The sequence below is a fragment of the Bordetella sp. 02P26C-1 genome (assembly GCF_009763255.1).
GTDB lineage: Bacteria > Pseudomonadota > Gammaproteobacteria > Burkholderiales > Burkholderiaceae_B > Bordetella_A.
Map to the genome: position 1 here is coordinate 1 of NZ_WSJB01000005.1, position 22,772 is coordinate 22,772.

General features: G+C 60.6%; 19 protein-coding genes, 2 tRNA genes and 1 pseudogene. 8 read left to right on the top strand and 14 right to left on the bottom strand.

Translation table 11 applies throughout. The annotated features are described in order from the left end of the window. Positions 1-159: 159 nt before the first annotated feature. The 3 genes from GOQ28_RS03305 to GOQ28_RS03315 form a co-directional block, all read right to left on the bottom strand. Positions 160-235 (bottom strand) — tRNA-Lys (locus tag GOQ28_RS03305). Positions 236-326: 91 nt separating this feature from the next. After that, positions 327-2,432: an AsmA family protein gene (locus GOQ28_RS03310; protein WP_160355418.1), complete on the bottom strand. Its 2,106-nt coding sequence runs from the start codon at positions 2,430-2,432 to the stop codon at positions 327-329. Between the two features lie 154 nt (positions 2,433-2,586). After that, a complete protein-coding gene (locus GOQ28_RS03315; RefSeq protein WP_160355419.1) occupies positions 2,587-3,042 on the bottom strand; it encodes a YkgJ family cysteine cluster protein in 456 nt (151 codons plus the stop codon). 204 nt (positions 3,043-3,246) lie between these two features. Between GOQ28_RS03315 and GOQ28_RS03320 the strand changes: the two genes are divergently transcribed. After that, entirely contained in the window at positions 3,247-3,930 is a 684-nt protein-coding gene (locus tag GOQ28_RS03320; protein ID WP_160348670.1) for a hypothetical protein, read from the top strand. An 80-nt stretch (positions 3,931-4,010) separates the two neighbouring features. Here GOQ28_RS03320 and GOQ28_RS03325 read toward each other — a convergent pair whose 3' ends face one another. The 9 genes and pseudogenes from GOQ28_RS03325 to GOQ28_RS03365 form a co-directional block, all read right to left on the bottom strand. After that, positions 4,011-4,964 carry an ABC transporter substrate-binding protein gene (locus GOQ28_RS03325; RefSeq protein WP_336603730.1) on the bottom strand — a complete coding sequence of 318 codons (954 nt, stop codon included), beginning with the start codon at positions 4,962-4,964 and terminating at the stop codon, positions 4,011-4,013. Positions 4,965-5,095: 131 nt separating this feature from the next. Beyond that, a complete protein-coding gene (locus GOQ28_RS03330; RefSeq protein ID WP_160355420.1) occupies positions 5,096-5,845 on the bottom strand; it encodes a CPBP family glutamic-type intramembrane protease in 750 nt (249 codons plus the stop codon). 5 nt (positions 5,846-5,850) lie between these two features. Further along, positions 5,851-6,447: an aminoacyl-tRNA hydrolase gene (gene pth / locus GOQ28_RS03335; protein WP_160355421.1), complete on the bottom strand. Its 597-nt coding sequence runs from the start codon at positions 6,445-6,447 to the stop codon at positions 5,851-5,853. A 117-nt stretch (positions 6,448-6,564) separates the two neighbouring features. Beyond that, positions 6,565-7,170, bottom strand: coding sequence for a 50S ribosomal protein L25/general stress protein Ctc (locus GOQ28_RS03340; protein ID WP_160348673.1), 606 nt, complete (start codon positions 7,168-7,170; stop codon positions 6,565-6,567). Between the two features lie 127 nt (positions 7,171-7,297). Further along, on the bottom strand, positions 7,298-8,248 hold the full coding sequence (locus GOQ28_RS03345) for a ribose-phosphate pyrophosphokinase (RefSeq protein ID WP_160348674.1): 951 nt from the start codon (positions 8,246-8,248) through the stop codon (positions 7,298-7,300). Between the two features lie 148 nt (positions 8,249-8,396). Beyond that, positions 8,397-8,473, bottom strand: a tRNA-Gln gene (locus GOQ28_RS03350). Between the two features lies 1 nt (position 8,474). Continuing rightward, positions 8,475-9,407: a 4-(cytidine 5'-diphospho)-2-C-methyl-D-erythritol kinase gene (gene ispE, locus GOQ28_RS03355; RefSeq protein ID WP_160355422.1), complete on the bottom strand. Its 933-nt coding sequence runs from the start codon at positions 9,405-9,407 to the stop codon at positions 8,475-8,477. Beyond that, entirely contained in the window at positions 9,407-9,979 is a 573-nt protein-coding gene (lolB, locus tag GOQ28_RS03360) for a lipoprotein insertase outer membrane protein LolB (RefSeq protein ID WP_160355423.1), read from the bottom strand. Before lolB ends, ispE begins: the two co-directional genes overlap by 1 nt. Then, a pseudogene (locus GOQ28_RS03365) lies at positions 9,976-11,873 on the bottom strand (tetratricopeptide repeat protein). Before GOQ28_RS03365 ends, lolB begins: the two are co-directional and overlap by 4 nt. Here GOQ28_RS03365 and mutM point away from each other — a divergent pair. The 4 genes from mutM to GOQ28_RS03385 all read left to right on the top strand — a co-directional run bounded on the left by mutM (position 11,872) and on the right by GOQ28_RS03385 (position 15,884). Continuing rightward, the gene (gene mutM / locus GOQ28_RS03370; RefSeq protein ID WP_160355424.1) at positions 11,872-12,699 is read left to right on the top strand and encodes a bifunctional DNA-formamidopyrimidine glycosylase/DNA-(apurinic or apyrimidinic site) lyase; all 828 of its coding nucleotides are present in this window, start codon (positions 11,872-11,874) and stop codon (positions 12,697-12,699) included. The pseudogene GOQ28_RS03365 and the gene mutM sit on opposite strands and share 2 nt — an antisense overlap. A 227-nt stretch (positions 12,700-12,926) precedes the next feature. Then, positions 12,927-13,880: an MBL fold metallo-hydrolase gene (locus tag GOQ28_RS03375; protein WP_160355425.1), complete on the top strand. Its 954-nt coding sequence runs from the start codon at positions 12,927-12,929 to the stop codon at positions 13,878-13,880. Positions 13,881-13,989: 109 nt separating this feature from the next. Beyond that, a complete protein-coding gene (locus GOQ28_RS03380) occupies positions 13,990-15,675 on the top strand; it encodes an FAD-dependent oxidoreductase (protein ID WP_160355426.1) in 1,686 nt (561 codons plus the stop codon). Positions 15,676-15,686: 11 nt separating this feature from the next. After that, positions 15,687-15,884, top strand: coding sequence for a DUF2783 domain-containing protein (locus GOQ28_RS03385; protein ID WP_160348680.1), 198 nt, complete (start codon positions 15,687-15,689; stop codon positions 15,882-15,884). 33 nt (positions 15,885-15,917) lie between these two features. Here GOQ28_RS03385 and GOQ28_RS03390 read toward each other — a convergent pair whose 3' ends face one another. Beyond that, positions 15,918-16,826, bottom strand: a complete 909-nt coding sequence (locus tag GOQ28_RS03390; protein ID WP_160355427.1) for a LysR family transcriptional regulator — start codon at positions 16,824-16,826, stop codon at positions 15,918-15,920. A 154-nt stretch (positions 16,827-16,980) separates the two neighbouring features. On the opposite strand from GOQ28_RS03390, the gene hmgA reads away from it, so the two are divergent. Then, positions 16,981-18,282, top strand: coding sequence for a homogentisate 1,2-dioxygenase (hmgA, locus tag GOQ28_RS03395; protein ID WP_160355428.1), 1,302 nt, complete (start codon positions 16,981-16,983; stop codon positions 18,280-18,282). A 10-nt stretch (positions 18,283-18,292) separates the two neighbouring features. Continuing rightward, on the top strand, positions 18,293-19,606 hold the full coding sequence (fahA, locus tag GOQ28_RS03400) for a fumarylacetoacetase (protein ID WP_160355429.1): 1,314 nt from the start codon (positions 18,293-18,295) through the stop codon (positions 19,604-19,606). Between the two features lie 75 nt (positions 19,607-19,681). Here fahA and GOQ28_RS03405 read toward each other — a convergent pair whose 3' ends face one another. Further along, positions 19,682-21,097 carry an FAD-binding oxidoreductase gene (locus GOQ28_RS03405; protein ID WP_160348684.1) on the bottom strand — a complete coding sequence of 472 codons (1,416 nt, stop codon included), beginning with the start codon at positions 21,095-21,097 and terminating at the stop codon, positions 19,682-19,684. Between the two features lie 212 nt (positions 21,098-21,309). Between GOQ28_RS03405 and GOQ28_RS03410 the strand changes: the two genes are divergently transcribed. Further along, on the top strand, positions 21,310-22,710 hold the full coding sequence (locus GOQ28_RS03410) for a phosphomannomutase/phosphoglucomutase (protein ID WP_160355430.1): 1,401 nt from the start codon (positions 21,310-21,312) through the stop codon (positions 22,708-22,710). Positions 22,711-22,772: the final 62 nt, after the last annotated feature.

Below are 22,772 nucleotides of genomic sequence, written 5' to 3' on the forward strand. Positions count from 1 at the left end.
TTGAGAATTACCGCATGAGAGTCTTGGCTCAGTGCGGTTGGAACGGTGTGATTAACCGGGTCTGATGAACGGTCATCCCCCGTTTATGGGGTAGAGCCTAGAACCAAAGGCCGGCGCAAAAAAAACACCGCGACGAATCGCGGTGTTTTTTCGATATTCTGGTGGGCTGTGAGTGGCTCGAACACTCGACCTACGGATTAAGAGTCCGCTGCTCTACCAACTGAGCTAACAGCCCGTATCGCCAGGCGCTTAAATACTCGCCAGCAATCGAGAGGAAGAATTATACGAGGTTCTGAAAATTTGCACAAATCGCAGTCGCCGGCCCCCTATTTCCTGGCAGGCTCCCCTTTTCCAGACGGTTTCTTTTCGGGCTCACGCATCTGTTTCATCAAAGTGCCACACTTGGCGTCGTCTTCGCCTGAGCTAGGGGCGACGAGCGCCAACAGGCTGGCTACTGGGGTGAGCAGGACACCAAGCGCGACGGCTCCCGCGCCACGTGCGGCCAGTGGCAGCACTTGCACCCCTGCATCCGGGTCCGCGAACGTGCCCTTGACGTACAACGGCGAACGCAGCGAAAAGATCCGGATGCCTTTGCTCTCCGGATCGATATCCAGATCCAGCGTTTCGTTCTTGAAGTTCACGTCGCCGTGTACCTGCACGATCGCATTCTCGGTGTCGAAGATAAACACCCGGGGCGTCATGACGCCCTGCTTCATTTGCAGATCGGCGGCCGCGCAATTGATTTTGACCTCTTCGTCGCCAAACAGCTTAGTGACGACGTAGCTACCCACATTCAGGCCGGCAATTTCCATCAAGCCGCGACTGATCACGCCATCATTGACGATCAATCGCGTGTCGCCATTACCCGTACCCAGCAAGGCCGCGACTGAGTTGCCCGTGCCAGTCAAGGCGATATCGCCGTTTAGCTGCCCCAAGGCGCGTTGCATGGCTTCGACATCGGGAAACAGTTGCTTCAGGCGCAAGCCCCGTATGGCGACTTTCGCCTGGCCGTCCATCGGAGTCTTCGCCCCATTGAGCTTGATGTTGGCGTCGATCGTGCCGCCGGCGAAACCGAAGCGCAATGGGTCCAGTGTCAGATGGCCATTTTCGAGCACGAAATGCACATTCATTTTGGTGATAGGCAATTTCTCGTCGTAGATAATGCGCTCGGCTTTCAGCGCGACATTGGCGTCCATATCGCGCCAGCGATTGGTGCGGAATTCGTGCGTCGGCAGGACTTTGTCTTGCCGGCCTTTCTTGCCTTCGTCCTTTTTTCCGGCATTCTTTTTATCGTCAGTGTCGACACCGATCAGCGGTCCGAGATCAACCATGCGCAGCTGACGCGACGTCAATTCGCCGCTGAGTTTGGGCCGGGGTTCGCTATCGCGATAGGTCAAGTCGCCATGCAGGTCACTGCGGCCCACGCGGCCGTTGAACCCTCGATAGTGATACACCGCGCCGTCGGGCTCTTGCAAGAGCGCCACCAAGTGGCCATCGGTCGCATAGGCAGGCGTATCCGGCAAGGTCACGCCGATCAGCGGATACAGGTCCGACATGCTCTTGCCCGATAGCTCCAGGCGCAGGTCCAGGGCGCCCAAACTGGCGGGGTCGGTCAATGTGCCGGTGCCAGCAATACGCGTCGGACCAATGGACACATCGGCCTGCACCGGGAAAGGGCGCGTGGCGTCGCGCAGCGCCAGCACGCCGCCAATTTTCCCTTCGCCTTTTACAGCTTGTTTTTTATAGCTGCCCTCAACTTTCAGCCCAAAGGCATAGTCTTCTTGCACCTGCGCGCCGTCATTCGCGACGGATGCCGCACCTTTGCCTTCGGCGCGTTGGTCGCCCGCGATCGCTGCATAGGGTATCGGTTTGCCCAAAGGATCGATCTGTACGCGCAGATCTGCGGATAGAATCTCGTCGCGATAGGACACGTTCCCCTGATCGAAACCGATTTGATCTATATCGACCAGCCATGGCGAGGGCTCGCCGTCGCCCTCATCAAAGGCGAATTCCCAGTTCGTGCGACCGTCCTTGAGCCGCTCCAGGTGCACATCCGCCCCCGTGAGCTGGATTTGTCGGATAACGACATAACGCTTCAAGAGCGCCAGCGGAGAAAGCGTGAATTCCGCGCGCTTTAACGATGCCATCCGCGGCGGCTGGCCCCAGTCGGTATTGGCCACCGTGACATCATTGGCTGTGACGTAAGGCCATGGCACCCAACCGCGCCACCCTGGCGTATCGGCGGGGCGACGCCACTGTACAGTCAGATCGCCATTGATGGCGAAGGGCCGGCCAATTGCCTTGGACACCTTTTCATTGATAGTCGGCTTGAGGGAGTTCCAATCGAACAGTGCAACGGCAATGACCACCGCAGCCACAAGCACAACGATTGCAGCGCCCAGACCGATTAGTAGCTTCTTTGTACGCGTCATGACCACTCTTCCTTTGCCTGGACCCGCCTGGGCCGATGCGTCACCCGGCCACGGGCGCCGGAGTCATCCAACCATTCCATTATGGGGGAGGCTTCGACTTTACCCGCGACGGCGCCATAGCGACAACAACAGGGTCGAGCGTAAGTGGCAAGTTCTATGCCGCGGCAGGCTGCACAGGCGTGGCGGGCCCATTCGGGTCATTTTCAGCGTCGGGACGCGGAGCAATAGGTGGCAAGCCGATATTGGCGCGCAGGCGCTGGCAATCGGGGTTGACGGATCCGTCTGGCTGCCACACTTCGAATTCCCGACAAGGCGTGGGCCTGACGCTATAGATATCGCAGTGAATGCCGGGACGACCCAATTCGCCGCGCAGCGCGACGCATCGCCCGCCGCCCGTTTCGGTGCCAGCCATGCAGACGCGTAGTGGACTGATAGGCCGCACCAGCTCGAATGGGACGATTCCTCCATTTTCACCGGCGACTTCGCCACAGTAAAAAGACACGCGGAAATGTGCGCAGCAGGCCCCGCAGCTCAGACAGGGATTTGCCGCATCCGGGGCCAGGGTAGTCGGAGAGACAAGTTCGACTGGGTTCGTCTGTAGCCGGGTCATAGGAGCAAATGGCGAGAAGGGGCGCAGAGTTTTTCGACCCGAGACACGGATTTCAAGAACACATGCGCATCGCGCTGGCGTCGACTGGCTCAGTAGACGCCAGCACCTGACCTAGAAATATATTTCACAAAATGAGAAATTTTGTGGAACTTACCGGCGAGTAATTTCACTTAACTGGCTCTAACCTAATTGTGGATAGTCCAGATGAAAACCGCAAGGAGTGGTGTGCGTTGGTGCTGTGCAACGTTGACGGCGCTCGCGCTGTCTCCGTTGTCGACCTCTGCGTCGACATGGTTCGTATCCCCCCAAGTCAGTACATTGGGTTTAAGCGGTCAGCTAGGCTATCGCAGCGACCATGATTTCAGCGTGCGGGGCGCGTGGAATCAATTTAGCTTCAATACATCGTTTACCATCGACAAAGTGAAATACGATGCCGATGTCAAGCTGCGGTCCCTCGGCCTTCTGTTTGATTACTACCCGATGAACAACGGCTTTCATATCACGGCCGGTCTGTATCGGAATGACAATCAGATACGCTCGGCCGGTCCCATGGATATTACATATTCGACCAAGGTCAACCATGGGAGGCGCGTTCACGGTGAGACGTATGTGGATCTCAATACGCGAGTGAAATACGCACCCTTCGCCCCTTATCTCGGGATCGGATACCACAAGGTGACAGAGAAAGGTTTTAGTTTTGCCGCCGACCTCGGTGTCCTGTATCAAGGAAGCGCCCGGGTCAGCGCGGAACCACGGACCGCCATCGACGTTACCCGTTTTCCAAAAGTCCAAGAACAAATCGACGATCACGAACGCGCGGTTCGTGACAAGGCAAACGAGGCACGCTGGTACCCGGTGATCAGCCTGGGGCTGGTCTACACGTTCTAAATAAAAACAGCGGACACTCGGTCCGCTGTTTTTTTAGGTGCCCTTTCATGCCGGGGCACCGACACACGCGCGAGATGCGCTTACTTCATGGCCTTGAGCATATCGTCCGTGATGGTTTGCAGATTCGCCAACCCGGTCGTCACCACATACCAGCCGTTCGGATCGGCATAATACACACGGCCTTCCTTGAAGGCACGGCTTTGGCTGATCTCGGGATGCTTGGCCAGCGTCTCGGCGGCGGTCTTCTTGCCCCCGTTAATGGCGCCGCGATCCAGCACAATCAGCCAGTCCGGATCAGCCTTTAACGCAGTGGCCAGCGTTTCGGCACGCTTGGCAGCAGCGGCCTTGGCGGCTTCCGAGCCCGGTTCCGGACGCGGCTGAGCCGGCGCATTCGGATCGGACGGCGGCAGCACCGAATTCAAACCGGACAATTCATAGGCATAGCCAAAACGATCGCCGGGTGCATGCGTCATCACGTTGCCGTTGATCGTAAACAGGAACAAGCCACTCTTGCCTTTGTTGGCGGCGTGCAGTTTTTCCACCGTGCCATCGAGCTTGGCCAGCGCGGCCTGCGCTTGCGCCTCTTTGCCAAACGCCGTACCGATCGCCTTAGCGCTCGCGCGAACGGAATCTAGAAAAGCGCGCGGATCGGCCGTGTAGCTGACAGTCGGTGCGATCTTTTCCAGCTCGGGGATGGCTTTGGCGCTGCGGCCGCCAGCGAAGATCAACTCAGGCTGCAATTGTTTGAGCACGTCATAATCCGGCTCGAACAAGGTGCCGACGACAGTCGTCTTGTTGAAATCGGCCAGATCGCCTTCATACGCGGATTTCGGTACACCGATCACGGGAATAGCCAGCGTGTGCAAGGTGTCGAGCACGCCGAGATCGAAGGTCACTATCTTCTTCGGCGTGGCAGGCAGCTCCAGTCGTGGCGTGGCAGGATCCGTCAAGGCTCCTTCCCCATGGCGCAATTCAAAGGCATGCGACGAGAACGAGGCCATGATCGAGCCGGCCAGCAGAATCCAGGATTTCACAGCGGTAGTACTCCTTGTGCAGAGGAAAAACGGCGAGGGACCGCCACTCAAACATAAATGATATTGATTGTTACTACCGATTATAGCGACAGATCCGGGAGCGTTTGGGTGCTCTCCCATGCGCACCGCAGTTATGCGTTCTGACTTAAGACCAGCGAGATGATTAGCAAGGGCCCGGCGTTGAAAAACCCGTGCAGCAGAATCGCGGCGCCTATGCCACGGCGTACGCGCATCCAGCCGACCACCAATCCCGCGGACCACTGCGGCAGCACTAGCAGGGGCAGCATCCAATACGCGGTGTCGGCGAGGCGGAAGTTATGTAAGTGGACAGCGGCAAACGTGATCGCCGACAGATGAAATACCAGCGGGAATTTCCAGTGATAATAGCGCCGCCAGTCCATGCGCCAGCCGGAGCGTTTCAGACGCCCCGCGCGCAATGGCAGACACGCCAAGGCCAGCACCACCGCCAACCAGGCAAAAGTCCACCCCTGCGCGCCCCATAACAAGGGTGGCAGCATTGCCGGGCACAGCCACAAGGCCTGACGCGGTCGCCGCAGCCCATAGCGAAACAGCATTTCCTCGACAAACGGCGCCCACACTACCGCGGTAAACCACGGCAACATCGCGGGGTCCATCCGATGCGAAGCGCCACCCGAGGTGGCAGCCAACACCGCCAACGGGCCGAGCAAAACAAAGTTGAGCAGCCACAGAACCGCCGCCCAAGCCAGCACACGACGCAGCGGCACGCCAGGCCACCAATCGCTGCCCAGCCCACTGGCCGCGCGTCGGCCCGGCAGGCGTCGCAGATCGGGGCGCTTGATGAAGCGCCAGAAATCCGCGAACTCCTGCTTAAACGTCGGCTTGCTGGTAGAGGACTGCATCGTACTCAGGCCATATTGCCGCTATGCAGCTCGCGTGTCGCGCGCTCGAAATCGCCGTCCAGCATAAAAGGCACCACGACGCGGCAACGCCGGATGACCTCATCGATCTGCGTCTGTTCCTCACGGCGCGGCGGATGCAGCACAAAATCCGCAACCTGTTGCGCCAGCCCCAATGTGCGCGGATGCCCGATGCCCATGCGCAGCCGCCAGAAATTCGGGCTACCCAGAGCCGCCTGAATATCTTTTAAACCGTTATGGCCCGCATGCCCGCCACCCTGCTTCAACTTAACTTGACCAGGCAAGAGGTCGAGCTCGTCGTGCAACACGAGCACCTCTTCAGGCAGCAACTTGTAGAACCGCGCCAACGCACCCACCGACTGCCCCGAGCGGTTCATATAGGTAATCGGCTTGACCAGCAGCACGTTCTCGCCGCTGTGCCGCGCCTTGGCCACAAAGCCAAAGAAGCTTTTTTCCAGATTGAAATTGGCGCGCAGATCATCGGCCAGATGGTCAGCCAGCCAGAAGCCGGCATTGTGGCGCGTGTTTTCGTAGTCGGGACCCGGATTACCGAGCCCCACGATGAGACGGATGGCGTTAGACATGGTGGGATTCTATAGGGGAACGGGGCCGTCACCGCCGCTCGCAAAAAACAAAACCCCGCGAATGCTCGCGCACACGCAGGGTTTAGACACGATCCGACTGTCGTCGGAGGCGCGAATTTAGGCTTCGGCTGCAGCGTCGCCTTCAGCGGCGTCAGCAGCGCCACCCTTGGTCACGGCCGTAGCCAGCAAGGGGTTGGCCTCGCCACCGTGTGCAACGTAGGTCACACCCTTGGGCAGCTTGATGTCGGCCAGGTGAATCGAAGCACCGCCGATCAGGTTGCTCAGGTCGACTTCGATGAATTGCGGCAGAGCGGACGGCAAGCAGGTGATTTCCAGCTCGGTTTGAATCTGGCTGATGATGGCACCGCTCAGCTTCACGGCGGGCGATTGCTCACCGTTGATGAAGTGCAGGGGCACCTTGGTCGTCAGCGCTTGGCTGGCGTCCACGCGCTGGAAGTCAACGTGCAGGACTTGCGGCTTGTAGGCGTGCCATTGAACCGAACGCAGCAGAACGGGTTCTTGCTTGCCGTTCAATTCCATTTGCAGAATCGAAGCGTGGAATTCTTCCTTGCGCAGGGCGTGGAAGATTTCGTTGTGATCGAGTTCGATGTTCAGCGGGGCAGCCGTACCACCATAAACAATGGCGGGAACGCGGCCCGCGCGGCGCAGGCGGCGGCTCGCACTCGAACCCTGGACGCTACGCGCAGTGGCATTGAATTTCATGGATAACTCCAGACAATCAGGCAGTCGTGAAACTACCGGTTAATTACACGGTGCGCGACATGCGTACCGTGTTATCGCCCGCCTGCCGCGACCAGCAGACGGGGGGATTCAGATTCGGACTGAGAAATCAGTCAGTAAACAGCGAGCTGACCGATTCCGCGTTGGAAATCCGCAGGATCGTCTCGCCCAGCAAGGCCGCGCAGGACAACTGGCGGATCTTCTTGCTGGCTTGGCCCTGTTCGGACAGCGGAATGGTGTCGGTCACCACCAGCTCGTCCAGCTCGGACGCCTCGATGCGATCGATGGCGCCGCCGGACAACACGGGGTGCGTGCAATAGGCGTACACCGCACCGGCGCCACGGTCCTTCAGCGCCTGGGCGGCCTTGCACAGCGTGCCGGCGGTGTCGACCATGTCGTCCATGATGATGCAGGTACGGCCGTCGACTTCACCGATGATGTTCATCACTTCAGAGACGTTGGCGCGCGGACGACGCTTGTCGATGATCGCCAGGTCGGCTTCGAGCTGTTTGGCCAGCGCACGGGCACGCACCACGCCGCCGATGTCCGGAGACACCACGACCAGGTTCGAGAAATTGCGGCGCCAGATATCGCCCAGCAAAATCGGACCGGCGTAGATGTTATCGACCGGAATATCGAAGAAACCTTGGATCTGGTCAGCGTGCAGGTCCATCGTCAGAACGCGATCGACGCCTGCGACCTGCAGCATATTGGCCACCACCTTGGCCGAGATCGCCACGCGCGCCGAACGCGGACGGCGGTCCTGGCGGGCGTAACCGAAATACGGGATGGCGGCGGTGATACGGCCGGCCGACGCACGGCGCAACGCATCGACCATCACCATGATTTCCATCAGGTTGTCGTTGGTCGGTGCACAGGTCGGCTGCAGCACGAACACATCCTTGCCGCGCACGTTCTCGTTGATTTCGACCATCACCTCGCCATCGGAGAATCGGCCTACGGTCATTTTGCCGAGAGACATATCAAGATGGTTTACTACGTCAACGGCCAGACGGGTGTTGGCCGTGCCGGTGAAGATCATGAAGCTGTCGTTTGCCATGATGGAAGCTGCTGCGATGGTCGGTTAGGACGCGAAAACGTGTACTACTTTGCGTACAGACGTGCCGAAAAATGCGGCAAATAAAAAAAAGCTGCTGAACCGAGGCCAGTGTCTGACAGGCGCGTTCAACAGCTTTTTTATGAATTTTTGGCTGGGGAGGAAGGATTCGAACCTTCGCATGCCGGAATCAAAATCCGGTGCCTTAACCAGCTTGGCGACTCCCCAACTATCTTGCAATCCAGTTCCGCAACGGGTGTTCAACTAATCCGGGACATACCCTAATCAACCGAAACCCTTTCTGCGTTTCGCTAGCAAATTCACTAGCGACGCGCATTGTAGCGTGAATTTCTTGCTCTTTCAAAACGGCTTGTTCTGTTGTCGCGAACTGGGCGAAAAGACACGCACCAGACCCGGACATACGCACGTGGCAACCACGTGCCGTTAGCCACTGCGCCGCCTGAGAAACCTCTGGGTAGCGCCGATAAACTACCGGCTCCAAGTCGTTTCTGCCAAAAAACCTTGGTGCTGACTGCTCGGTGTAACCGGCACCAAAACTTTGTGAAGCAAGAAAGTCCGCTATTGTGACTAAAGAAGAATCCCTTGTCAAGTCAGGATCCGAGAAAATATTTGCGGTGGGCACACTGCTGTCCGGTTGCGCCACCAGATAGCTGGCCGCAGGCAAGCCCAGCGCGGTCAATTTTTCGCCCACACCTTCGGCGAAGGCGGACTGACCAAACACGAACACGGGCACATCCGCGCCCAAGGGCAATGCCAGGGCCATCAGATCCTGACGCGACAGGCCGGTGTTCCACAGACGATTCAAGGCGATCAACGTCGAAGCCGCATCGCTCGATCCGCCGCCCAGCCCTCCGCCCTGCGGAATGCGTTTTTCCAGCGAGATATTGGCGCCCAACGAGGTGCCCGTGGCGCGCTGCAAGGATCGCGCGGCACGCACCACCAAGTCTTGCTCGGCGGGTACGCCGGGCAAATCGGTCAGGCGCTCGATGCGTCCGTCATGGCGCAATTCAAAATGCAGCGTATCGCAGAGGTCGATAAAGCGAAATGCCGTCTGCAGCAGGTGATATCCATCTTCACGGCGTCCGACCACATGCAGAAAAAGATTCAGCTTGGCCGGCGCCGGCACGTCATACAACATCATCACTGATCGACCGCTAAACGCACCGTGATTCGGCGCCCCGGCTCCGCTCGTTGCAATACCAATAACCCAGGCCCTTGCGCGTCATAACGCGACAACCGCGCCTGCCAATCGTCTTGTTCGAACGAAGCGGGACGCCCCGCTTCGTCACGCGTGATCTGCGTGGCCGTATTGGACACGCGTCCACGCATCCAGTCACGCAGATACGACACGGGCACCGGTCCACCCAAGGCTTCTTCGGCCAGCGCGTCCGGGCCATCGGCCTGTAGCACGGAACCATCGGCCTTGGTCAAGGTCGCCATGCCAGGACTGCCCTCGACGCGCCCTTGAATGGAACCCAACGGGCTGATCAGATCCAGCCGATACCGTTGCCCATCGTCTTGCCAATCGAAGCCGCCTTGCACGGCCTGCTGTTCGCCGGTCGTCTCGTTGACGGTAATGGCAAAACGGCCATGCCGCGTAAAGGTCTGATCGCCAGCCATCCCGGGCGCTTTAGGCACGCTCGAGCAAGCCGCCGTCAACGCGCATACGCCGGTGGCCAGCCACACGCGCCACAGTTTGGACACTGCCCTCATTTATCGCCTCCCAGCGCGATGCCTAAACGCTTAGCGGTATCGAGCAAGGTGCGATTCTTGGGGTCTTTCTTAAAGCCCGTCTGCAGCAGTTCGCGTGCGCGCTCGCGTTGTCCTTGTTTCCACAACACTTCGGCCAGATGCGCGGCGATATCGGGTTCGGGCAAAAGCGCATACGCGCGACCCAGGTAGTCGGCGGCCGCCGGGATATCGCCCATGCGGTACTTCGCCCAGCCTATGCTATCCAGAATGAACGGATTGTTCGGCAGCAGTTCCATCGCCTGAGTGATCAGATCGAGCGCTTCTGGCAGACGATCATTCCGGTCCGCCATGGTGTAGCCCAGTGCATTCAAGGCATGCGCATGATCGGGATCCAACGCGATGACCTCGCGCAGCAGCTTTTCCAGTTCTTTATAGCGGTCTTGCCGCTCGTACAGCATGGCAAGCTCGTACTTGATCTCGACGGTGTCGGGCTGCGCTTGATTGGCCGCTTCGAGCAGCTTGACCGCTTCGTCCAGGCGATCCGCATCGCGCAAGAGTTGCGCCTTGGTGAGCACGCCTTGAATCTGGTCGTCCTCGTCATTGGGCTGTGCGCTATCGACCATCGCTAGCGCTTCCTGCAAACGGCCTTGCTTTGCGCGCAGCACGGCCTGGCGCATCTGCGAGGAATAACGCAGCGACGCATCGTCGATCTGCGCGAGTTGAGAGATGGCCTCGTCGAGTTGCCCTTCATCCTCGGCAATGCGCGCGAGCAGAATGCGGGCATCCGCCTCGGCCGCGCCCGCATCGCTGGCGCCCGCGGCGATAGACTCCTGCCGCTGGTTCTGGACGTCCAGATATTCCTGCAGCAGACGGCGCGATTCGTCCTTGCGATCGGCCTTGTAGGCGAGCTGAGCCTGCAAGAACAGCAGATCGAAATCCTCGGGCGCGCGTCGCGACATCGCCCGCAGTTCTTTTAACGCGCCATCGTAGTCGCCCTTGTCCGCAAGCATGCCGGCTAACGCCAGCTGGAGTTTGCGGGCATCGGGATACTTCGCCAGATAAGCCCGCGCGTCTTTCTGAGCGCGATCCGCATCGACGCGAGCGCCGTATTCCAACACGCGCTGCGCGGCCGCCTCGGACTTCGGATCGGCACGCAAGGCCAGGCGTGCTTCGGCGACGGCACGCGCGTCGTCGCCCGCGGCTGCCGCCACATCGGCGAGCGCCATATGGGCTTCCGGCAGCTTGCGCACGGCAGGGCTGAAGGACTCTTCGAGAATCCGCAACGCCAGGCGACGATCGTTCAGACGGCTAAGCACGCCCATGGCTTGGGCAATCGCAGCGGGCTTGTTGGGGGCCGCCTCTATCCTGCTGCGCAGGGCAGCGGACAAACCGGCGGTTTCACCATTGGCGGCGGCCAGAGCCAGCTCGGTGGAACTGGCTTCGACATCGCTAGGCGACTGACGCGACCACATGCGGGCAGCCTCCAGCGCTCCGCGCAAGTCGCCGCCGGCCAGCTGGAATTCCAGCGCGCGGCGCGCTAGCCGGGGGTCGCCGGTTTCCTGGGACAAGCTCAACAAAGTGGAGGCCGCCGTGTCGTACATCCCGCGCTGGGCGGCAATCTCGGAGGCCATCAGCCGAAAGAAAATATCGCCCGTCAGGGTCACATAGGGCAGTTGCCCGGCACGCAGCCGTATCACCTGCGTCTCGGGTGCGCGCGGCTGTTTGACGATGCGCGGTCCGGTCGCGTCGCCGGGAACGACTTCCGCCGCAGATAGCGCCAACGGCTGCATCCCCACGACTGTCAACGCGAGCACCGCAGTGAGAAAAGAAACTGATTTCAATGACGACTTCACACGACCCGCCCGGTTAATGGCACAATCATCTGTACACGTTTGCCCATCTTACACTGGCTAATGCCGGAACTCCCTGAAGTTGAAACTACACGTCGCGGTATCGATACCGTGATCACTGGCAGGACCCTGCGCCATCTGGTGGTGCGCGAGTCCCGCATGCGCTGGCCCATTCCGGCCGAACTGCCTGAGCTGCTCACTAACCGCACCGTGCTGGAATGCGCGCGCCGCGGTAAATACCTGCTGTTGCGCTTCGAGCATGGCACGCAGATTGTGCATCTTGGTATGTCAGGCTCGCTGCGCAGTGTGCCTGTGGACGAGGCGCCTCGCAAGCATGACCATGTCGATTGGGTGTTCGAGCACGCCGCCCTGAGGCTGCATGACCCGCGCCGGTTCGGCGCCGTGCTATGGCATCCGGCCAGCGATGGTCCCATCATCGCGCATCCTCTGTTGGCCAAGCTGGGCATAGAGCCATTCGATCCCCGGTTCGATGGTCACTGGCTGCATCAGCAATTTCGAGGCCGCAACGTCGCGGTCAAGCAGGCGTTGCTGGCGGGTGACGCCGTGGTCGGCGTGGGCAATATTTACGCTTCGGAAAGCTTGTTTCGCGCGGGCATTGACCCGCGCACGCCTGCGGGGAGGGTTTCGCTTGCGCGCTGCACTCGGCTGGCCGACAGTATTCGTGCCACCTTGGCGGACGCCTTGGCTTCGGGTGGCAGTACGCTGCGCGACTATGTGGGCGCGACCGGGCAGCCCGGCAGCTATTTCGAGATTCACGCGAAGGTGTATGAACGGCATGGTCAACCTTGCCGGGTTTGCGGCACGCCGATCAAGCGCCTGGTGCAAGGCCAACGCGCGACGTATTACTGCCCGCGCTGCCAGCGTCGTTGATATCCGATCAATAGTTCGCTGGCTGCACTGCAGAGCGCCTGTGCGATAACCGCTCTCTTCATTAACGCTGGATCATCGCCGCTCGCACCAGGAAGTGGACGCCCTACCCGCGCTCAGCGTGCATCTGGTATTCGTTAATAACGAACGTATTGCACAAAAACAAATCAGAGTCTATATTGGGGGCTTCAGGGCGAACGCCCGACGTCCAATACAAGTCCGGAGACAAAATGAGCAAGCAATTCGCCTCGCAAGGCGACCTGAGCGACAAGGTCGTGTCCTTTGAAAAGCTGTCGGATAACGCTTATGCCTATACGGCCGAGGGCGATCCCAATACCGGCGTGATCATCGGCGACGACGCCGTCATGGTGATCGACACACAGGCGACTCCGGTAATGGCGCAAGATGTCATCCGCCGCATCCGCGAAGTCACCGACAAGCCGATCAAATATATTTTGCTGTCCCATTACCATGCCGTACGGGTATTTGGCGCCTCGGCCTACAACGCGCAAGAAATCCTCGCCAGCCGCGATACCTATGATCTGATCGCCGAGCGCGGCGAGCAGGACAAGGCCAGCGAAATCGGACGTTTCCCGCGCCTGTTCCGCAATGTCGAATCCATCCCGCCCGGGCTGGTATGGCCAACCATGACGTTCCAGGGCGCCATGACGGTGAACCTCGGCAACCTGGAGGTGCACCTGCTGCAAGTCGGTCGCGGCCATACCAAGGGCGATACCATTGCGTGGCTGCCCGAGCAAAAAATCCTATTCGCGGGCGACCTGGTGGAATATCAATCCACACCCTATTGCGGCGACGCCTATTTCCGCGACTGGCCCACGACCTTGGACGCGTTGGCGCGCTTCGAAGCAGAGAAAATGGTGCCCGGCCGTGGCCCGGCGCTAAAGAGCGCCACCGAAGTCAGGCAAGGCCTGGCGGGCACCCGGGCGTTTTTGACGGACCTCTATGGCGCCGTCAATCGCGGTGTCGCCGAGGGCAAGGACCTGAAGACGATTTACCGGGAGGTCTATGACTTCATGCAGCCGCGTTATAGCGACTGGGTGATTTTCGATCATTGCATGCCGTTCGACGTGTCGCGCGCCTATGATGAGGCGACAGGCTACGATGACCCGCGAATCTGGACCGACAAACGTGACATCGAGATGTGGAAACAGCTCGAGGGCTGAGCGCCCTGCCCCGACTCTGAATTCGACCCGTTAAAGGCCGCGTACGGTTTCCGTCAGAGAGACCGGCGACGGCCTGTGGCGAGCATGGCGCTCGTCACAGGAGACTAGCGTGACCGAGACCGACTATCAGGCGCTGGAATTCGCCTATCGTCCGCATGCGGACCAACAATGCGCCACGCCCGCGACCCATCCTGTCGTTGTCGTTGGCGCGGGCCCCGTCGGCCTGACCGCCGCACTGGATCTGGCGCAGCGAGGCGTGCGCGTCGTGTTGCTCGACGACGATCACAAGCTATCCACGGGGTCGCGAGCGATCTGTTTCGCCAAGCGCACGCTGGAAATTTGGGACCGCCTGGGCCTGGGCGAACGCATGACCAGCAAGGGGGTATCGTGGAACGTCGGCAAAATCTTTTTCCGCGATGAGGAAGTGTGGCGATTCGATCTATTGCCCGAGCCCGGCCATCGCCGACCAGCCTTTGTGAATCTGCAGCAGTACTACGCCGAAGGTTTTCTGTATGAAGCCGCAGCGCAACACCCGCTGATCGATCTGCGCTGGAAAAATAAGGTCATTGATGTCAGCCCGCAGCCAGATGGCGCGACGCTACGGGTGGACACGCCGGATGGCACCTATAGCCTGCGCGCACAATGGCTGATCGCCTGCGACGGGGCGCGCTCGCCCATCCGCAAGATGCTAGGCCAGGAAGCCCATGGCCGGGTGTTCAAAGACCGGTTCCTGATTGCCGACGTCAAGATGACGGCAAGCTTTCCATCTGAACGCTGGTTTTGGTTTGATCCGCCGTTTCATCCGAATCAATCGGTGTTGTTGCACCGACAGCCGGATAACGTTTGGCGTATCGATTTTCAGCTGGGATGGAATGCGGATCCCGCCGAGGCGGTAAAGCCCGCCAATGTGTTGCCGCGTATTCGCGCACTGCTAGGCGCGGACACCCCGTTCGAGTTGCAATGGGCAAGCGTCTATACCTTTGCCTGCGAACGCATGGACACGTTCCGGCATCAGCGCGTGGTGTTCGCGGGGGATGCCGCGCATCGCGTATCGCCGTTCGGCGCGCGGGGCGCCAATAGCGGCGTGCAAGATGCCGATAATCTGGCGTGGAAGCTGGCCGCCGTGCTCGAGGGCATTGCGCCCGATACGCTCATGGACACCTATGCCTCGGAACGCGAAGCCGCCGCCGACGAAAACCTGCTGAACTCCACGCGGTCGACCGACTTTATTACGCCTAAATGCGCGGTGAGCCGGCATTTTCGTAATGCCACGCTGCGCCTGGCGCGAGAGCACCCCTTTGCGCGCGGCCTGGTCAATAGCGGGCGCTTATCCCTGCCAAGCGTGTATGCGGATTCGCCACTGAATACGCCGGATAGCGAACACGAATCATATGCCGGACGCATGGTGCCGGGAGCGCCAGCGTCGGATGCGCCGGTGCGTGACGCGCGGCATCACGACGCCTGGTGGTTATCGATGCTGGATGGGCGCTTCGTGCTGGCGCTGTTTCATGACGAGGCTCTACCCGTGTCCACACTCGACGCGTTGCGGGAGATCGCGCAAAACAGTCCCATGCCGCTTCAACTAGTACTCGTTGCCACGGCAACGGTCGCCGCTTCCTCGGCGACAGACTTTACCTCGGTGCATGACCATGAAGGCTGTCTCGCGCAACGCTACGACGCGCACCCCGGCACCTGGTATCTGATACGCCCCGATCAGCATATCGCCGCGCGTGGACGCGAACCGGATTCGCAGCGCATCGTCCGCGCGCTGCGACGCGCACTCGGCCAAGCCTAAAGAGGACCGCTATGCCATTGAACATAGAGCCGAATCTTGCATCGCCGGATGCGTTCTATCAGACGCTGATCGAAACGCATCAGGGCCTCAGTGATGAACAAAGCGCCGAGATGAATGCCGCGCTGGTGTTGCTACTAGCGAATCACATTGGTGACATGGAGATCATTCACGACGCGCTAGCGCGCGCAAGGCGCGCGATCCTGCCGTAGAAATAACCGAAGAGCTGATAAACAAATTCCGCTTCAGTTCTCCTCGACAAACGTATCGACCATGAGCGCGCGCAGCCACTGATTACCGCTATCGCGATGGAAGCGTCGATGCCAGTAAAGATTCGTCTGCAGGGCCGGTATCCGTATCGGTGGCGCGAACAGACCTAAATGGAATTGCGCGGCCACCGTGTCCGCCAATTTGCGCGGCACCGTCGCCAACAGATCCGTGGTACTGACGATATAAGGCACTGCCGAGAAATGCGGCACGCTGAAATGCTCGTCCAGTTTCACGCCTGCGCGTTCCAGGGATTGATTCACCTGCCCATGAGGCGCGGCGCGCGACACCACGAGATGCCGCTCGGCGCGAAAGGCTTTGACGTTCATCCCCTCGTGGGCCGTCGGATGACCGCGACGAAAGAGCGTGGCATAGCCCTGGCGAAACAACATGCGTTGCATAAACCCGCTGCCCAAGTCGTCGAACGCGCCGATCGCCAGATCCACGTGCCCGGCGTCCATCTCCCGCCGCAAATCGGTGCCTGCGAGCCGCAGTGAATCAATGCGCACCCCGGGCGCCTGCCGGCTGCAAGCCTTGACCAGACGTGGCATGAAATGAATTTCCCCTACGTCAGTCATAGCGATCCGAAATCGCCGGCGGCTCTCCTCTGGCCGAAAGTCATGCGTGGCATCCAGGGTATGGGACAACAGCGCCAAGGCCTCGCCCACGGGGCCACCCAGACGTTCCGCATGCGGCGTGGGTTGCATGCCTTGCGCCGTACGCACGAAGAGTTCATCGCCCAGCGCGCTGCGTAAGCGCCGCAGCGCATTGCTCACCGCGGGCTGCGACAGGTCCAGGCGCCTGGCCACGGCAGAGATATTGCGCTCTTGCAGCAAATGCTGAAAGACCACAAGCAGATTCAAATCAATATTGCGTAATTCCGCCATAACGCGTCGGCCTGTATCCGGTTCGGGTATTCACCAAACTTATAGTCGATATTTTCCTATTCCTATAGCCGAGGGGTGGATTTTTGTCGAAAATGGCTGCTGTACAGCGCGCACGGGCCGTCGGCCTACTCTCGGCGCGACAGGAGACGAGCTTATGTCTTTGCAATATCAAACCGGCTTTGGCAACGACTGGGCCAGCGAGGCGCTGCCCGGCGCGTTACCCGTCGGACAGAATTCCCCGCAACGTTGCGCCTATGGTCTTTACGCGGAGCAATTGTCGGGCACGGCTTTCACCGCGCCGCGGGCCGAGAACCGTCGTTCATGGCTCTATCGCATCCGTCCTGGCGTGCAGCACTTGCCGTTCGAACCGTTCGAGGGCGCGGCGCGTTGGCTCAGTCATTTTGGCGCTGGCCCCGTCACCCCGAATCAGCTGCGCTGGAGCCCATTGCCCATTCCCGAAGCACCCACCGATTTCATCGAAGGGATGCAAACCTGGGGCGGCAACGGCGCACCGGACGAGCATAGCGGTGTCGGCATCCATCTCTATGTGGCCAACCGCAGCATGCAAGGCCGTTTTTTCTATAACGCCGATGGCGAAATGTTGATCGTGCCGCAGCAAGGGCGCCTGCGCCTGGCGACCGAACTCGGCATCATCGAAATCGAACCGCAGGAAATTACCGTCATCCCGCGCGGCGTGCGATTCCGCGTCGAACTGCCCGATGGGCAAGCGCGCGGCTATATGCTGGAAAACTTCGGCGCCGCGCTACGGCTGCCGGAGCTCGGACCGATTGGCTCGAACTGTCTGGCCAATGCACGGGATTTCCAAACACCTGTAGCGTGGTACGAGGACGTCGAGGGCGACTTCGAACTGATCGCGAAATTCACCGGTGGCTTCTGGCGTGCGTCGATCGACCACTCGCCGTTGGACGTCGTCGCCTGGCATGGCACGCATGCGCCTTATAAGTACGACCTGCGCCGCTTCAACACGATCGGTTCCATCAGCTTCGACCATCCCGACCCGTCGATTTTCACGGTGTTGACCGCGCCCTCCGACACCCCGGGCACGGCCAATATGGACTTCGCGATATTCCCGCCACGTATCCTGGCGATGGAACACACTTTCCGTCCTCCCTGGTATCACCGTAATGTGGCCAGCGAGTTCATGGGTCTGATTCACGGCGTGTATGACGCCAAGGCAGAGGGCTTTGCCCCTGGCGGCGCGAGCTTGCATAACAGCATGAGCGGCCATGGCCCAGACGCCGATACGTTCGCCAAGGCAAGCGCCGCAGACACCTCGCAAGCGCACTACATCCGGGATACGATGGCGTTCATGTTCGAGACACGCCGCGTGATCCGTCCCACCGCGCAAGCGCTGGCGAGCGAGCAACTGCAGAAAGACTACTACCAATGCTGGCAAGGCCTGCAAAAGCATTTCAACCCGGCCAAGCCCAACTGAACCGCGAACCATGACGACTCTGAACGAAACTCACGACGCCACCCTGACCAGCTGGGTCGCCGGTGCCAACAATGACGCCACGGGATTCCCGGTGCAGAATCTGCCGTATGCCGTGTTCCGCCGGCGCGGCTCGCAAGAGGCCTTTCGTCCAGGTGTGGCGATCGGCGACCGCATCGTGGATCTGGCAGCGTTGGCAAAAGCCGGCGTGTTCGAAGGACAGGCCGCCCAAGCGCTCGCAGCCTGCCAGGGCGATAGCCTCAATGCCTTGATGGCGCTGGGTCGTTCGCATTGGAGCGCGCTGCGATTGGCGCTGTCACGGGCATTACGCACCGGCTCGGCGCTGCAAGCGACCATCGAGCCGCTGCTGGTGGCGCAGGCCGAGGCCGAATTCACCACGCCGGCGCGCATCGGCGACTACACCGATTTCTATATCTCGGTGCATCACGCAACCAATGTGGGTAAACAGTTCCGCCCAGACAATCCCCTTCTGCCGAATTACAAATGGGTGCCGATTGGTTATCACGGGCGCGCCTCCAGCGTGGGCGTCAATCAAGCGTTCCCGCGTCCGCTCGGCCAGACGCGCCCGGCAGCCGAAGGCGGCGTGCCGCAATTCGGTCCGTGCCAGCGTCTGGATTATGAGCTGGAGCTAGGCATCTTTGTGGGAACGGGTAACGCGCAAGGCGACCGCGTAACCTTGGATCAGGCCGATGAACATGTGTTTGGCATGTGCATTCTGAATGACTGGTCCGCGCGCGACATTCAGGCGTGGGAGTATCAGCCGCTGGGCCCCTTCCTCGCCAAGAATTTCGCCTCGACGATCTCGCCTTGGGTGGTGACGTTCGAGGCCCTGGAACCGTTCCGCATTCCCTTTATCCGTGGCGAAGGAGAGCCTCAACCGTTGCCCTATCTGTCGTCCGAAACCAATCGCGCCCAAGGCGCGTACGACGTACAGATGGAAGTGCTGATCACCACCGAAGCCTCGCGCGCCGCACAGCAAGCGCCCGCGCATTTATCGACCAGCAATTTCCGCGACGCGTACTGGAATGTGGCGCAGTTGATCGCGCATCACACGGTCAATGGCTGCAATCTGCAGCCAGGGGACTTGATCGGTACGGGCACGCTGTCGGGCGCGAATCCGGGCGAGTTAGGCTCGCTACTCGAACTGACCCAGGGCGGCAAATCGCCGATCACCCTGCCATGGGGCGAACAGCGCACGTTCTTGCAGGATGGCGATCAAATCATCATCCGCGCGCAATGCCACAAGCCGGGCTATCCCCGCATCGCTTTCGGCGAGTCGTCCGGCACGGTGCTGCCCGCCCGTTAATTCGCCGTTGCGCTTCCGGCCCCGCAGCGCTGCGGGGCCTTCGGGCCGGCGGCTTCTGCCGCCGGCCTATCGCCATCAAGCCTGCAGGACCTTGCCCGGGTTCATCAACCCGACCGGGTCGAGCGCGCGCTTGATGCGTTTCATCAACTCCAGCTCCAGTGCACTCTTGTAGTGCGGGAGTTCGTCGCGCTTGAGCTGACCGACACCATGCTCGGCGCTGATCGAGCCATCGTGCTCCATCACGCTACGATGGACGATGTCATAGATGTCCTGCTGCAGCGCAAGCAAGTCGGCTTCGGTCTGTCCGGGCGCGCGCGCCACGTTATAGTGCAGATTCCCATCGCCCAGATGGCCGAACACAACATTGCGCACATTGGGGAACCGCGCTTGCAGCAGCGCATTGGTCGTGCGCACGAAATGCGCGATGCGCGAGATCGGAATGGATACGTCGTGTTTGACGCCCTTGCCTTGCTCGGCCTCGGCCAGCGGAATGCTTTCACGCAAATGCCACAGGGCGCGGCTTTGCGCGACATTGGCCGCGATGGCGGCATCGGTGACGATGCCTGCCTCGATCGCCTCGCCCAGCACACTCTCGAAACGTTCGCGCGCATGCGCCTCGCTTTCGCTATCGGAAAGCTCCAGCAACGCGAACCACGGCGACGCCGCGGAATCGCCTTCGAACGGCAAGCGCTGTTGTGGAAAGAGCTGCACGACGGTTTGCAAACAGTCGCCCGCCATCAGCTCGAAGCCTGTGAGCGAAGCGCCAAACCCAGCGCGCGCACGTGACAGCAGTTCTACGGCCGCATCGATCGTATCCAACGCCAAGAGCGCCGTGCACGAGGCCACGGGCTTGGGATAGAGCTTGAGCGTTGCCGCGGTGATGATGCCCAGGGTGCCTTCGCTACCGATGTACAGGTCGCGCAGATCGTAGCCGGTATTGTCCTTGCGCAGACCGCGCAGACCGTTCCAGAGCTCGCCCTGCGGGGTCACGACTTCGAGCCCCAGCGCCAACTCACGGGCGTTGCCATAACGCAGCACCTGGGTGCCGCCTGCATTGGTCGCCAGATTGCCGCCGATGGTGCAGCTGCCCTCAGCCGCCAGGCTCAAGGGGAACAGGCGGCCCGCATCGGCCGCGGCCTGCTGGACCGTTTGCAGAATGCAACCCGCCTCGACGGTAATCGTATCGTTATCGGTATCGATCGCACGAATCTTATTCAATCGGGCCGTGGACAGCAGTACTGCCTGACCGCTTTGATCCGGCGTCGCCCCGCCGCACAAACCGGTATTGCCGCCTTGAGGCACCACGGGCGCGCCGTGCTCGGCGCAGAGCCGCACGGCCTGCGCGACCTGCTCGGCGCTAGCCGGCCGGATGACCGCCAGCGCGGCACCACGATAACGACGGCGCCAGTCGTGCAGATAAGGTTCGGCATCGTCACCGGTCAGCACATGTTCCGGGCCCAGCAACGATTCCAGTGCGTTCAATAAGCTCATAGACATTACCGCAGTCAAAGCGCTCGGCGCCACTCGCCCAGCGACATGGAAGATAACCGCTATTGTAGGACGCCGTAACCTCGGATGCTGCCCGTCACACATGGCTCGCCGCAGGCGGCGGGAATCAACGATAATCACTCCATTCACGCGCCGTGCGAGCAGTTCCGTCACGGTAGGCGTACTGCTTTCGCTATCTACCTCCAGGAGCCAAATTGAACGACGTCGCACGCTATCCCGATTCGGTATTCAAGGCCTATGACATTCGAGGCATCGTACCGGACGCCCTGAACCCGGACTTTGCCCGCGCGCTCGGGCGCGCTCTCGCGGCGCAAGCGCGCGCCCAGAATGTCTCCACGCTGGTCGTGGGCCGGGACGGACGGCTGAGCAGCGCCGAGCTATCCGAGGCACTGCAAGCCGGCATTCTGGAAGGCGGCATCGACACCCTGGACATCGGCCAAGTGCCCACGCCCCTGGTGTACTACGCGGCCTACACGCAAAAAACGGGTTCTGGCATCGCTATCACCGGCAGCCATAACCCCCCGCAATACAACGGTTTCAAGATGATGATGGGCGGGCGCGCCCTGTATGGCCCCGATGTCCTGGCCCTGCGCGACGCGATGAACGCCGCGCGTGTCACCCCGCCCGCAGCGGCCGAGCAACCGGGCACGCGTCGCGAGCTGGACCTGATCGAGGAATACATCCAGCGCATCATCGGCGACGTCAAACTCGCGCGCCCCATGAAGATCGCTATCGATTGCGGCAACGGCGTGGCCGGTGCCGTGGCGCCCCGTTTGTTCCGCGCGATGGGCTGCGAGGTTACCGAGCTGTTCTGCGAAGTCGACGGCCGCTTCCCCAACCACCACCCCGATCCCGCGGACCCCCACAACCTCGAAGACCTGATTCACTGCCTCGCCACCACCGATTGTGAAATCGGCCTGGCCTTCGACGGCGACGGCGACCGCCTCGGTGTGGTGACCAAGTCCGGCCAGATCATCTGGCCCGATCGTCAGCTGATCTTGTTCGCGCGCGACGTGCTGGAACGCTGCCCCGGCGAGACCATCATCTATGACGTCAAGTGCAGCCGCCATGTGGGTCTGGCCGTCGAGGCCGCTGGCGGAAATCCGCTGATGTGGCAGACCGGCCATTCGCTGGTCAAAGCCAAGCTCGCCGAAACCGGTGCGCCGTTGGCGGGCGAGATGAGCGGCCATATCTTCTTCAAAGAGCGTTGGTATGGCTTTGACGATGGCCTCTATACCGGTGCGCGCCTGCTGGAAATCATATCCCGCCACGCCAATCCTTCCGAGCCCCTTGAAAGCCTGCCGCAGGCGGAATCCACGCCCGAGCTCAAGATCGAGATGGAGGAAGGCCAACCGTTCGCATTGATCCAAGCCCTGCAAGCCGAAGGCAAGTTCGACGGTGCCTTGCGCGTGGTGACTATCGACGGCGTACGCGCCGAGTATCCCGATGGATTCGGTCTGGCCCGTCCGTCAAATACGACGCCGGTTGTTGTCTTGCGATTCGAAGCCGATACGCAAGAAGCCTTGACGCGCATCAAGGAAGATTTCCGTCAACAACTGCTGCGTCTGGCACCCGAAGCCAAACTGCCGTTCTGATATGAGGCTGATCTAAGCTCGCTGGCTACGCCCGGCGGGCTTAGGACGGGGCTGTCAAAGCC